This is a genomic window from Lentzea sp. NPDC060358, from assembly GCF_042725365.1.
GTDB lineage: Bacteria > Actinomycetota > Actinomycetes > Mycobacteriales > Pseudonocardiaceae > Lentzea.
Window position 1 is genome coordinate 1 of the sequence record NZ_JBHXCW010000226.1, and the last position, 12,157, is coordinate 12,157.

13 protein-coding genes are annotated in these 12,157 nt (G+C 70.7%); 8 read left to right on the top strand and 5 right to left on the bottom strand.

Translation table 11 applies throughout. From position 1 onward, the window contains the following. Positions 1–82 precede the first annotated feature (82 nt). Positions 83–2,191, bottom strand: coding sequence for a prolyl oligopeptidase family serine peptidase (locus ACFWGZ_RS33095; protein ID WP_382455521.1), 2,109 nt, complete (start codon positions 2,189–2,191; stop codon positions 83–85). A 25-nt stretch (positions 2,192–2,216) separates the two neighbouring features. Next, positions 2,217–2,816, bottom strand: coding sequence for a DUF4097 family beta strand repeat-containing protein (locus tag ACFWGZ_RS33100; protein ID WP_382455522.1), 600 nt, complete (start codon positions 2,814–2,816; stop codon positions 2,217–2,219). 275 nt (positions 2,817–3,091) lie between these two features. On the opposite strand from ACFWGZ_RS33100, the gene ACFWGZ_RS33105 reads away from it, so the two are divergent. Continuing rightward, a complete protein-coding gene (locus ACFWGZ_RS33105; protein WP_382455523.1) occupies positions 3,092–4,045 on the top strand; it encodes an Hsp70 family protein in 954 nt (317 codons plus the stop codon). 27 nt (positions 4,046–4,072) lie between these two features. Here ACFWGZ_RS33105 and ACFWGZ_RS33110 read toward each other — a convergent pair whose 3' ends face one another. Beyond that, complete coding sequence (locus ACFWGZ_RS33110; protein WP_382455524.1) at positions 4,073–4,516, bottom strand: DUF1453 domain-containing protein; 444 nt, start codon at positions 4,514–4,516, stop codon at positions 4,073–4,075. 64 nt (positions 4,517–4,580) lie between these two features. On the opposite strand from ACFWGZ_RS33110, the gene ACFWGZ_RS33115 reads away from it, so the two are divergent. Next, a complete protein-coding gene (locus ACFWGZ_RS33115; protein ID WP_382455525.1) occupies positions 4,581–5,183 on the top strand; it encodes a TetR/AcrR family transcriptional regulator in 603 nt (200 codons plus the stop codon). On the opposite strand, the gene ACFWGZ_RS33120 is transcribed toward ACFWGZ_RS33115, so the two are convergent. Then, the gene (locus ACFWGZ_RS33120) at positions 5,180–5,626 is read right to left on the bottom strand and encodes a winged helix-turn-helix transcriptional regulator (protein ID WP_382455526.1); all 447 of its coding nucleotides are present in this window, start codon (positions 5,624–5,626) and stop codon (positions 5,180–5,182) included. The genes ACFWGZ_RS33115 and ACFWGZ_RS33120 overlap by 4 nt on opposite strands. Positions 5,627–5,701: 75 nt before the next feature. On the opposite strand from ACFWGZ_RS33120, the gene ACFWGZ_RS33125 reads away from it, so the two are divergent. Together ACFWGZ_RS33125 and ACFWGZ_RS33130 are read left to right on the top strand one after the other, a co-directional pair. Continuing rightward, a complete protein-coding gene (locus tag ACFWGZ_RS33125; RefSeq protein WP_382455527.1) occupies positions 5,702–6,214 on the top strand; it encodes a GNAT family N-acetyltransferase in 513 nt (170 codons plus the stop codon). A gap of 130 nt (positions 6,215–6,344) precedes the next feature. Beyond that, positions 6,345–7,814, top strand: coding sequence for a hypothetical protein (locus tag ACFWGZ_RS33130; protein ID WP_382455528.1), 1,470 nt, complete (start codon positions 6,345–6,347; stop codon positions 7,812–7,814). On the opposite strand, the gene ACFWGZ_RS33135 is transcribed toward ACFWGZ_RS33130, so the two are convergent. After that, the gene (locus ACFWGZ_RS33135; RefSeq protein WP_382455529.1) at positions 7,807–8,712 is read right to left on the bottom strand and encodes a nucleoside hydrolase; all 906 of its coding nucleotides are present in this window, start codon (positions 8,710–8,712) and stop codon (positions 7,807–7,809) included. The two genes, ACFWGZ_RS33130 and ACFWGZ_RS33135, sit on opposite strands and share 8 nt — an antisense overlap. A 65-nt stretch (positions 8,713–8,777) precedes the next feature. On the opposite strand from ACFWGZ_RS33135, the gene ACFWGZ_RS33140 reads away from it, so the two are divergent. The 4 genes from ACFWGZ_RS33140 to ACFWGZ_RS33155 all read left to right on the top strand — a co-directional run bounded on the left by ACFWGZ_RS33140 (position 8,778) and on the right by ACFWGZ_RS33155 (position 12,125). Continuing rightward, on the top strand, positions 8,778–10,031 hold the full coding sequence (locus ACFWGZ_RS33140; RefSeq protein WP_382455530.1) for a Gfo/Idh/MocA family protein: 1,254 nt from the start codon (positions 8,778–8,780) through the stop codon (positions 10,029–10,031). Positions 10,032–10,152: 121 nt separating this feature from the next. Next, positions 10,153–11,199, top strand: coding sequence for a Gfo/Idh/MocA family protein (locus ACFWGZ_RS33145; RefSeq protein ID WP_382455531.1), 1,047 nt, complete (start codon positions 10,153–10,155; stop codon positions 11,197–11,199). A 36-nt stretch (positions 11,200–11,235) separates the two neighbouring features. Then, positions 11,236–11,751 (top strand): hypothetical protein, encoded by a 516-nt coding sequence (locus ACFWGZ_RS33150; RefSeq protein ID WP_382455532.1) that lies wholly within the window; start codon positions 11,236–11,238, stop codon positions 11,749–11,751. A 170-nt stretch (positions 11,752–11,921) separates the two neighbouring features. Next, positions 11,922–12,125 carry a cold-shock protein gene (locus tag ACFWGZ_RS33155; protein ID WP_325524803.1) on the top strand — a complete coding sequence of 68 codons (204 nt, stop codon included), beginning with the start codon at positions 11,922–11,924 and terminating at the stop codon, positions 12,123–12,125. The last annotated feature ends 32 nt before the right edge of the window (positions 12,126–12,157 follow it).

The window sequence follows — 12,157 nt, forward strand, 5'->3', positions numbered from 1 at the left end:
GAACGCGGTGCCGGTTGGGGCAACCCGGCCTGGCTGACCGCGGTGGCGGGCGGCCGGGGCCGGTGAGCGCGGGAGCGGGTGGCTAGAAGATCTCGCTCAGCAGCTCGGGGTCGATCACGATCGGCGCCGGCCGGTAGGCGGGCGGTTCCGTGCCCAGCAGGGTGCGGACCAGGAAGTCCCAGCAGCGGGTGCGGACGTACGCGATGCTGTCCAGGAACATGTGCTCGGCGCCCGGCACGACGAGCATCTCGAAGTCCTTGCCCGCCGCGATGAGCCGGTGTGCCAGGCGCAGCGTGTGGTCGACGTGCACCTGGTCGTCCATTTCGCCGTGCACCAGCAGCAACTTGCCTTCGAGGGTGTCCGCGAGGTCCACGTTCGACGAGGCGGCGTAGGCCTCGGGGTTGCCGGCGCCCTCGTAGGTCTCGATGAAGCCCTGGTTGAAGAACCGGGCGTCGTGCCAGCCGGACAGCGACACGCCGGCCTTGAACGTCTCCGGGTGCTTCAGCAGCGCGCGCACGGTGGCGTAGCCGCCGCCCGAGTGGCCGAAGGCGGCGACGCGGTCCAGGTCCATCCACGGGCGTGCGGCGGCCAGTTGGTGCAGCGCCGCCACGTGGTCGTCGAGTCCGCCGCCGTCCGCCAGGCGCCCGTACGAGGCGTCGTGGAACGCTTTGCCGCGGCCCGGCGTGCCGCAGCCGTCGAGGGCGATGACCACGAAACCCAGTGCTGCCAATGGTTCCGCGTCGAGGCCCATGCCGCCGGGGTCGAACGTCGGCTCCACGCGGTTGACCTGCGGGCCGGGGTAGAGGGTGTCCACCACCGGGTACTTCGCCGACGGGTCGAAGCCGTGCGGCCGGTGGAGCACGCCGTAGAGGTCCGTCACGCCGTCGGCCGCCTTGACCCGGAAGCGTTCCGGGGCGGTCCAGCCGGTGGCTTCCAGGCGGGTGATGTCGGCGCGTTCCAGCGGCACGAGCACCTGGCCCGACCAGTCGCGGACGACGGTCACCGGCGGGGTGTCCACCGCGGAGGCCGAGTCGACGAAGCAGCGGCCGTCGGGGGACACGGTGACGACGTGGTCCAGCTCGTCGTCGGTGACGAGCGCGAAACCGCTGCCGTCCAGGGCCACCCGGCACACCGAGCGCCGGTACGGGTCGCCGGCGACCAGGCCGGACGCGGTGAAGTGCACGACGCCGCCGGAGACGTGCAGGATCTGGCGGACGGTCCACTCGCCGGAGGTGACCTGGCCGAGCAGCGCGCCGGTGCGCAGGTCGTAGCGGTAGAGGTGACCCCAGCCGTCGCGCTGCGAGAACCAGAGGACCTCGTCGCCGACGACGCGGACGAGCGCCGGCTCGAAGAGCCACGGGTTGGGGTCGACGCGGGTCGGGCCGGTCTCGCTGAGCACCTCGGTCACCTCACCGGTCACCGGGTCCATCCGGTGCAGGGCGAGCGTGTGCTGGTCGCGGGTCTGCGCGAGGAAGTGGACGGTCGTGCTGTCGTCCGACCACCACGCCCAGCCGGTCAGGATCGGCGACACCTGCGGCATGAACAGCGGTGCGGTCTGCGCGCGGACGACCGTGCCCGACTCGACGTCGAGCACCACCAGTTCGGCCAGCGGCACGTGTTCGTCGCCGGCGTAGCCGTAGCGCTGCGTGCGGACGGCCGGTGCGCCTCCGCCGGCGGGCGCGGCTTCCACGAGGGTGGTCTGCCGGACGTCGCGCTCGTCGGTGCGGTGCGTCAGGACCTTGGTCGAGTCGGGGGACCAGGCGAGCGCCGGGGGCAGGTGCGGCAGGCCGAACTTGCCCATCAGCGTGCGGTAGCTCGTGATGTCCGGGCCGTAGCCGTACCCGTGGGCCTCGGCGCCGTCGGTCGTGAGCGGCCACTCGCGGTCGCCGGAGCGGGCCCACAGGTCGTTGCCGCGGCGGGAGACCGCGACGGTCCCGTCCGGCGAGGGCACCTCCAGCGGGTTGCCGGGCGCCGGCAGGAACGGGGCCGGGTCGAAGCCCGGCGTGCGGGTGCCCGCCGCCGGGTCGACGAGCACGAACTGCCTGCTGTCGCCGTCGCGCAGCGAGTACCAGAAGCGGGCACCTCGCTCGATCCACTGTGGATTGACCTTGTCGCCCACGACCAGTTCGGACGGGGTGGCGAGGCGGCGCAGCAGTCGTTCTGCGGTCTGGTAGCCGGCGGTGGTGCTCATGGTGTTCTCCCCAGTTCGAAAAGCGTCAGAGGCCGCGGGCGGTGATGTCGCCGTACGCGGTGGTGGCGTGGATGTGCAGCTCGGCGGTGCCGTCGTTCTTGAGGGAGTTGCGGATCCGGCCGTGGGCGGTGCCGGCGTCCAGGGACGCGGACAGCGCGGTGGCGACGGTGATGTCGCCCTTCTGCGTGCTGATCTCGGCGGAGCCGGTGAGGCGGCCGACGGTGACGTCACCGGCCTGCGTGCTGACCTTCAGGGTCGCGGCCTCGTCGATCTTGACGTCGCCCTGCGCCGCCTCGACCGCGATGTCGCCGAGCCGGCCGACGCCGCGGAACTCCGCGCTGGCCGCCCTGGCCTCGACGCGGGACCCGGCGGGCAGCTGCACGGTGATCTCGACGGACCCGGACGACCCGACGAGCTTGTTCCCGGCGTCGGCGCTGACCCGCAGGACGCCGTCGGCGAACTCGACGCGGGTCTTCTCGGCGGCCCTGACGTCGCGGCTCTTCGCGGCGTTGGACGGCAGGACCTCGACGGAGGTGTCGTCGCGGTCGGCGGCGATGAGCTGGACGCGGCCGGCGGGGATCTCGAGGACGGCGGCGATGGGGGCGGTGGTGGTGAACTTCGGCATCTCTGACTCCTGCGGCTCGGTGTTTCTGATAGTGGAAAAGCTACGTTGCGTTTGTGGTTGGGGACAACGGTCTTGTTGCGAAGAGTGGGCATATATGCAGTTAAAAGCCTATAAATGATTGCAATGGGGAGAAAATCTAACGCAACGCAACGAGGCTGATCGTTGCAATGAATGAAAGTGAACGCGGCGTCTTGGCGAGAGGCGCGGGCCTGGAGGTGAACCACGCCGGTCGAGACGCACGTGTGGTGGGGGTCCGCGCATGAGGGAGACCTGAGATGCCGTACCAGGTTGGGCTCGATCTCGGATCCGCAGGCACCGCGGTGGCCACCGGCCGCGGCGTCACCACCACCCCACGCCACGCCGCGGCACCGGCCGCGGAGATCGCGCACGTCCTCGACGACCTCGCGCGACGCCACGGCGAACCGCCGAGCCGCGTCGCCCTGGCGCACTCGCTCACCTGGCCGCACGAGCACCTCGAACAGCTCCGCGCGGACCTCATCGCCGAGGGGCGGGCGGACGTGCTGTTCGTGCCGGCGCCGCACGCCGCCGCCATCGCGTTCGACGAGGACGCGCGGATGCCGGAGCACGGCACGGTCGCGGTCTTCGACTTCGGCGCGACCGGCTGCGAGATCACGTTGCTGCGCAAGCAGGGCGTGTTCCTGGTGACGGGCCGGCCGGAACGGGTCGAGGTGGGCGGCCACCACCTCGACGACCTGGTGGCGGAGCACGTGATCGCGAAGGTCGGGACGCACAGCCGCGAGCTCGTGAAGAGCTGCGCCAGGGCGAAGGAGCTGCTCGGCAGCTACCCGGAGGTGCGGATCCCGTACGTCGCGGAGGGCGGCGAGGTGCGCGAGGTCCGGCTCAGCAGGCTGGAGTTCGAGGCGGTCGTCCGGCCGGCGGTCGAACCGGCCGTCGAGGCGCTGCACCGGGTGGTGGCGGGTGCGGGCCTGTGCCTGCCCGACGTCGTCCTGCTCGTCGGTGGTTCGGCGCGGATTCCGCTGGTGGCGAAGGAGCCGACGCTCGAGGTCCCGTTGCCCAGGCGCGAGGACGACGAGCACCGGCGCCATCTGCCGACCACGCCGTTCATCGCGGCCGGACTGCTCGTGCTCGTCCTCGGAGGAGGATGGGCCGCGCACGAGGCGATGAACCAGCGACCGGTGGTCCCGGAGAACGCGAGCGTGCAGCTCGAACCGGCGGGAACGGCGGAACTTCCGCGCGTCACCGGGTGATCGCGCGGATCTCCTGCACGTACTGCCTCAGCGCGACGATGACCCGTTGGGCAGTTTCTCCGGGGCGAACGGCACGCCGGTGTTCAAGGCCTTGGCGCCGACCGCGCACAGCTCGCCGAGCATGCCCACGCCGATGGACAGCTGAGTCGGCGCGTGCCCGCCGATCAGCAGCCCCAAGCCGACGCTCGCGCCGATCGACGTCACCCACACGACCACCGTCCACGGCGTGTACCGCTGCCACAGGTGCCCGTTCCGCTCGAACAGCGTGATCGTCATGCCCCGCAGCACCCCGAACGCGAACCCGGCGGCGAGCGGGAGCAGGTGGAGCAGGGAGAACTCCTCCACCGCCCGGATGCCGAAGAACAACAGGAACGCGGGCGGCGCCAGCAGGTCCCGGGCGTTGAGCGGTTCTCCCCTGAACCTGCGCACGAGCACGTACAGCACACCGGCCGCTATCAGCGCATACGTCATCGAGTTCCCCCTAAGTAGCATGACCCTGCTACTTAAACTAGCAGGGTCATGCTAGAAAAGGCAGGTGTCACCGAGAGTCGTCGATCCGGCCGCCCGTCGTCAGGCCGTCGCCGAGGCGGTGTTCCGCGTGGTCGTGCGGGACGGCGTCGAGCAGGCGTCGTTGCGCAACGTCGCGGTGGAGGCCGGGCTCGCGATCGGGTCGGTCCGGCACTACTTCGACACCCACGACGACATGATCGTGTTCGCCGTCGAGGCGCTGATCCACTCGATCGACGAACGCGTCTTCGCCCATGTCGCCGCGATGGGGGACCGCACGGACCCGCGCCGCCCCGGCGAGCGCGTGCTCGGCGAGGTGCTCCCGCTCGACGAACGCCGGCGCGACGAGGCCGTGCTGTGGCTGGCCTTCGCGACCGCCGCGCGCACGCGGCCCTCGTTGCTGCCGCACGCCGAGCGGCTCTACGACGGCCTGCGGCGGCTCTGCCTGCGCGCGGTGACCGTGATGGCCGAGGCGGGCACGATCTCCGCGTCACTCGACCTGGCGCTGGAGGCCGAACGGCTCGCGTCGCTGCTCAACGGCCTCACCGTCGACGGGGTGCTGCACCCGGACCGGATGACGCCGGAGCTCACCGTGTCGCTGCTGCGCCGGCACCTCGACTCGTTGCGCTAGGTCCGCGCGGTCACCTGCACGTCGCGCGCGGTCAGTTCCGCGCCGCACTCCGTGCACTCGACCTTCGCCCGCACGCCGCCGCCGCAGTCGCGGTGGTGCAGGTGGAACGACTCCTCTTCTTCGGGTGCCATCCACTGCTCGCCCCACGTTCGCAACGCCATCAACACGGGGTAGAGGTCGCGACCCTTTTCCGTGAGCCGGTATTCGTGCCGTGTGCGGCCCTCGTGCTGATAGGGCACTCGCTTGAGCACGCCCTCCTGCAGCAACACGTTCAGGCGGTCCGTCAGCACGCTGCGCGAGATCTCCATCGTGGACTGGAAGTCCTCGAAGCGGCGGGTGCCCAGGAAGATCTGGCGGAGCAGCAGCAGTGTCCAGCGCTCGCCCAGCAGCGCGGCGGGGCGGCTCAGGGTGCACGGCATGCTGGCGAAGCTCGCGTACGACATGGACCCAGGATATCCCTTGCGTTCGTTTTTCGAACTCAGTTACAGTTCGGATTCCGAACTCAGGGGGTCCTGATCATGCGCGTCACCGAGCTCCACCGCGACACCGCAGGCGAAGCCGTCGACGCGGTCTTCGCGGGACTGTCCGCGCGGAGCCGCTACCTGCGGTTCCACGCGCCGACGCCGCGACTCACCTCGTCCGCCCGGCGGGTGCTCACCGACGTGGACGGCGAGCGGCACGCGGCCGTCTGCGCCCGCGTCGGTGGCGACCCGGTCGGCATCGCGCGGCTGATCAAGACCGGCGAGTGCGGCGCGGAGATCGCCCTCGCCGTCGTGGACCTGTGGCAGCGGCGGGGGGTCGGCCGCCGGATGCTGGAGGAGCTGACGGGGATCGCGGCGCGGATGGGCGTCGCCGAGCTGCACGGCGACGTGCTGCCGGACAACCTGGCCATGCTCGCGCTCGCGCGGCAGGTGCTGCCGGGCGTGCGGCTGACGAGGGAGGACGACACCGTCCACCTGAGCTACCCGCTCGCGTGGGCCGGCGCGGAGATCACCGACGCCGACCTGGTGAACAGCCTGCTGGGGGCCTGACCGGCCCGTCCGCCGGGGCGGAGATCATCGCCCGGGAGGGCAGTCGTTCACCGTTGACCGGCGCGAACGGTGCGAACACGGGACGTTCGACCGGACCAAAACTTCACATCGCCTTGCTACGGTGGCCCGCATGAAGACGTGGGGGATGATGGCGGTCGCCGCGGCGGCCATCACGTTCGGGTCGACGCTGGCGATGCCCGACGTCGCGGAGGCGGCCGCCGAGGGCGGCGTCGTCTGCGGGACGTACGAGGCCAACTCCAAGATCACCCGCAGCGAGGTCCTCGCGCGCTCGCGCACCTGGATCAGCGCCCGCGTCCCCTACAGCCAGAGCGACTGCTTCGGCAACAAGTACGGCGCCTACCGCACCGACTGCTCCGGCTTCGTGTCCATGGCGTGGGGCCTGCGCATCTCCTACACGACCCACATCCTCGAGCAGGTCGCGCACCGCATCGACTGGGAGGACCTGCGCCCCGGCGACGCGCTCAACGACCGCGAGAACCACGTCGCGCTGTTCATCGGCTGGGCGGACGCCGCCAAGACGCGCCCGATCGTGCGCGAGCAGGCCGGTCCCGACGACAGCAGGCCGGTCCAGCGCGTCTGGAGCGCGAGCACCGCCAGCCGCTACGTGCCGCTGCGCTACAACAACCTCGTCGAGTCCGGCGGCGCGAGCACCGGCAGCGAGTCCCCGGTCACGGACAAGACGATCGTCAACGCCGGTCCGCAGATCTCGAACACCGGCCAGCAGCAGCTCGAGGTCTTCGCGCGCGCGGCCGACGGCACGATCGTCACGAACTTCCACAAGACGAGCCGCTGGAACGGCTGGCAGCAGCTCGGTCCCGAGCTCTTCGCGGGCGACCCGGTCGCGCTGATGAACCCCGAGACGAAGATCGTCGAGGTGTTCGCCCGCGGCACGGACGGCAAGGTCTACCGCCGCGTCGACGGCAAATGGCTCGCGCTCGGCGACGCGGTCGTCGCGGGCGACCCGGTGCTCGCGTGGAACGCCCGGAACAAGGCCGTCGAGGTCCTGGCCCGCGGCGAGGACGGCACGCTGCTGCGCTTCACGGACAGGTGGGCGCCGCTGGGCGACCGCAAGATCCAGGGCAACCCGGCCGTCGCCGGCCAGGACGTCTACGCGCGCTCCGCCGACGACAAGCTGGTCAAGTGGGACGGCACGGCGTGGGCCGACCAGGGCGGCACGAAGGTCCTCAGCGACCCGAGCATCGCCGTCGACCAGGTCTTCGTGCGCACCGCGTCCGGCAGCGTCGAGCAGTACGCGGCGGGCGTCTGGAAGTCGCTAGGCGGTAAGGGCACCGGCGCGCCATCGGCGGTCTTCAACTCGACGACCGGCTCGATCGACGTCGTGCAGCTCGGCGAGAACGGCATCGCCGAGCACTCGCGCGCCACGGACAACGGCTGGACCGAGTGGGCCAAGCTCGGCACCACCAAGCTCTCCGAGGCGCCGAACGCGATGTACCACGCGCAGACCAAGACCGTCGAGGTCTTCGCCCGCACCGACGACGGCAAGCTGGTCCGCCGCTTCTACAAGGAGAAGGCCGGCTGGAGCCAGTGGGCGCTGCTGAGCGACCGCGCGATCAGCTGAGGTTCCGCACCGCCTCGACCACCACGTCGAAGAACCGCTCCACGTCCAGGCCCACGGCCACCCGGGCGTTGGGCGGTTCTCCCAGTCTCGCGTGCAGGTCGACCACGGTCGCACCGCGGGTGAACGTCCCGGTCGTCTCGATGCCCACGAACGCCTCGACGCACGCCACCAGCGACGGGTCGATCACCCGTGCCACCGCCACCGGGTCGTGCAACGGCGGCGCGTCGAACCCGAAGACGTCGCGGTAGGTGGCGGCGAAGAACGTCATCAGGTCGCCGCAGATCCGCCCCAGCGGCCCGAGCGCGGTCAGCCGGGCCACGACCTGAGGCGTCACCAGCGCCTGGTGCGTCACGTTCAGCCCGACCATCGTGACCGGCACGCCGCTGGTGAAGACGACGTGCGCGGCCTCCGGGTCGACGTGGATGTTGAACTCCGCGTACGGCGTGGTGTTGCCACGCTCCGTGGACCCGCCCATCAGCACGATCTCGCGCACCGCCGCCGTTCCGTACCGGCGCAGGTAGGTCGCCACGTTCGTCAGCGCCCCGGTCGCCACCAGCGTGGCCGGCATGTGCGCGTGCATCACGTCGACCGCGTGCTCCTCCACCACGCCGGCGGTGATCGTGCCGAACGCGGGCCCGTCCATGCCCGAGGCGCCGTGGATGTCCTCCGCCACGCGCAGCGGCCCCGCCAGCGGCCGGTCGCAGCCGCGGGCGATCGGGACCGCGATGCCGGCGGCCGAGCAGATCCGCCGCGCGTTCAGGGTGACCTTGTCCAGGGTCTGGTTGGCGGCGACGGTCGTGATCGCGCGCAGGTCGATCTCGGGCGACCCGGCCGCGAGCAGGATCGCGATCGCGTCGTCGTGGCCGGGGTCGCAGTCGAGCACCACTGGGGTCGGCATGGGTCCATCCTGCCGTTCGGTAGCGTGCGGAAAACGTTTTCAGCCGGGTGCTCGGGGGAGATCGCATGACGCGCAGGCGCTACGCGGTGGTCGGCACGGGCGCGCGGGCCGAACGGCACGTGCGGGCCATCGCCGTCGAGCACGCGGACACCTGCGAGCTCGTCGCGTTCGCCGACGTCAACCGCACCCGGATGGCCGCCCACAACGAACGGCTGGCCCACCCCGTCCCCACCTACGACGCCGCCGACTTCCTGAAGATGCTCACCGAGCAACGGGTCGACGTCGTCGTCGTGACCACCGTCGACCGCTTCCACGACACGTACATCATCGAGGCGTTGGACGCCGGGTGCGACGTCGTGACGGAAAAACCGATGACGACGGACGTCCCGTCGGCCGGCAAGATCCTCGACGCCGTCGACCGCAATGACGGCAGCGTCACGGTCACGTTCAACTACCGCTACAACCCGATCCACGAGAAGGTGCGCGCGCTGCTGGCGGACGGCGCTGTCGGTGAGATCGGGTCCGTGCACTTCGAGTGGTTGCTCGACGCCCGCCACGGCGCCGACTACTTCCGCCGCTGGCACCGTGACAAGGCCAACTCCGGCGGGCTGATGGTGCACAAGGCGACGCACCACTTCGACCTCCTCAACTGGTGGGTCGGATCGGTGCCGGAGACCGTCTACGCGCAGGGGCGGCTGTTCTTCTACGGCGACGAGAACGGCGAACGCCACGGCCACGCCGACGACGACCGGTTCGACATCGACCTCGAACGCGACGACTGGCTCAAGAAGCTCTACGTCGACGCACGGCACGAGGACGGCTATCGGCGCGACCAGAACCCGTTCGAACCAGGGGTGTCCATTGAGGACGACATGTCCGTGCTCGTCCGCTACGCCAGCGGCGCGAACCTGACCTACCACCTCACGGCCTACTCGCCGTGGGAGGGCTACCGGCTGATGGTCAACGGCAGCCAGGGGCGCATGGAACTCGAGGTCGTCGAGAACTCGTGGGTGTCCGGCCGGCTTTCCGCGGTGCACGGCACCACCGCCGATCCGGAGCAGGGCTGGGCGAAGCTGTCCGTGCAGCGGCTCTTCGAGGAACGGGCCGACGTCCCGCTGCGCTTCGACCGCGAGGGCCACGGCGGCGCCGACGAGCGGATGGCCGCCGCGCTGTACGGACCTGCCGGGCAGGAGGATCCGCTGGGGCGCAGGGCGACCCACCACGACGGCGTGCTGTCGCTGCTGACCGGGTTCGCGGCCAACCGCAGCTTCGAGACGGGGGAGGCCGTCCGCGTCGCCGATCTGCTCGCCCTCCGCTGACCGGGGCGGATGCCGCCGCAAACGTGTCTTGGTTGGCGCAGTGCATTGATATTCCACCCACCGCGGCCGATGCTGATGTCCGCGGCGGTGGTCGCGGGCGTGCCCGAGAAGGGTGGAGACGATGCGTGTTGCGCTGGTCGGGGCTCGCGGGCACGGGGCGCGGCACGTCGAGAACCTCCTCCGCCTGGGCCACGACGGCACGGCGACGTTCGTCGGCGTCGTCGACGTGGCCGAGGTCGACGTCCCGGTGCCCTCGTACCCGGACCTCGCGTCACTGGCCGCCGAGCTGCACCCCGAGGTCGTGGTGATCTCCTCCCCGCCCGGGACGCACCGCGAGGCCGCGCTGCGGGCGTTCGAGCTGGGCTGCGACGTGCTGGTCGAGAAGCCCGCGGCGCTGACCGCGGCCGAGTTCGACGAGATCCGCGCCGCGGCCGCCGAGCGCGGGCTGGTGTGCCAGGTCGGGTTCCAGACGCAGGGCCGGGGCTCCTACCGGCGGCTGTGCTCGCTGATCGGCTCCGGCGCGCTGGGCGACATCTCCGGCATCGGCGCCGCGGGCCGCTGGGTGCGCACAGACTCCTACTACGAACGCGCGGACTGGGCGGGCCGGCAGGGCGAGGACGGGACGCTGGTGAACCCGTTCGCCCACGCGCTGCAGAACGCGCTGCTGCTCGCCGACGTCGAGGAGCGGTCCGACATCGCTGTCGAGCTGGAGCTGTTCCGCTGCCGCGACACGATCACCGCGGACGACACGGCGTGCGTGCGCGTCACGTCCGAGGGCGCGCCGCCGGTCGTGGTCGCCGCGACGCTGTGCGCCGCGACATCGTTGCCACCCGTGGTGCTGGTGCACGGATCGCTGGGTCAGGCCGTGTGGTGGTACGACGACGACAAGCTGACGGTCAACGACCACCGCATGGCCGTGCCGCCGTCCGTCGACCTCCTGGAGAACCTGGTCCGCCACCGCTTGACCGGTGAGCCGCTCGTCGCGCCGCTGGCCGCCGCGCGCGCGTTCACGACGGTCGTCGAGCAGTGCGGCAAGGCCGACGTGCCGCTGCTGCCCGCCCGCCGCGTGGGGGAGCGGGTCGTGCTCGACGGCGTCGACGAAGTCGTGGTGAGAGCGGCCGAGAAGATCGCCACGTTCGACGAGTTGGGGTGCGGATTCGGGCGGTAGTCTCCCGCCGAGTCCGCCTTGTTCGGGGGTTGTGCGTTGGACACCTACATCGACCTGAAGGACGTCCGGGTGACCGGGTACGCGGCGATGGGCCTGATCGCCCTCGTCGCGGCCGAGTCCGTCTGGGGCACGGTCAACGACTGGCAGGGCGGGTCGTCGTCGTGGAGCTTCCTCGCCATCGTGCTCGTCGTGCCGGCGGGCGTGGCCTCGCTGCTGTGGTTCCGCGGCGCCACCCACAACGCCGAGGCGATCGCGCTGCACGGCGTGCGGACGGTGCAGCAGGTGTGGAAGGCGAGCGATCCGGCCCAGCGCGACGTGCCGTTCGAGCAACGCGTCGTGAGCCCGCTCATCAAGCCGTGGCAGTACGCGTTCCTCGCGATGGTCTGCACCGACATCCTCGAGTCGCTGCTGCTCGACACCCCGCTGTACGTGGTCTTCTCGACGCTGTCGACATTGTGCGCCTTGGGAGCCGGGGCTCTCGCGTGCTTCCTGATCTTCCGGATCTCGCTCATGCAGCAGCGGTTCGCGGTCCCCGCCCGCAAACGTCGCTAGAAGCTGCTAGACTGATTCACCGGTTGCGGTTTTGTGTTCGTGTCTTTCACGCTCGCCGAACTTCAGTTGCGAGCGATTCTCCTCCTTCGCGGTGGGAGTGGTCGGCTCTCGACCAACCACGGGGTGATCGCACAGTGCGTCCACCCTTGAAGCACCAGAAGGAGCAGTACATGACCAACGGCACCGTCAAGTGGTTCAACGCCGAAAAGGGCTTCGGCTTCATCGCGCCGGAGGACGGCAGCGCTGACGTCTTCGTCCACTACTCGGCCCTCAACGGCGGCGGCTACCGCAGCCTCGAGGAGAACCAGAAGGTCACGTTCGACGTCACGCAGGGCCAGAAGGGCCCGCAGGCGACCAACGTCACCGCTCTCTGACGTTCGCTGTACGACGGCAGGGCCTCCGGGAC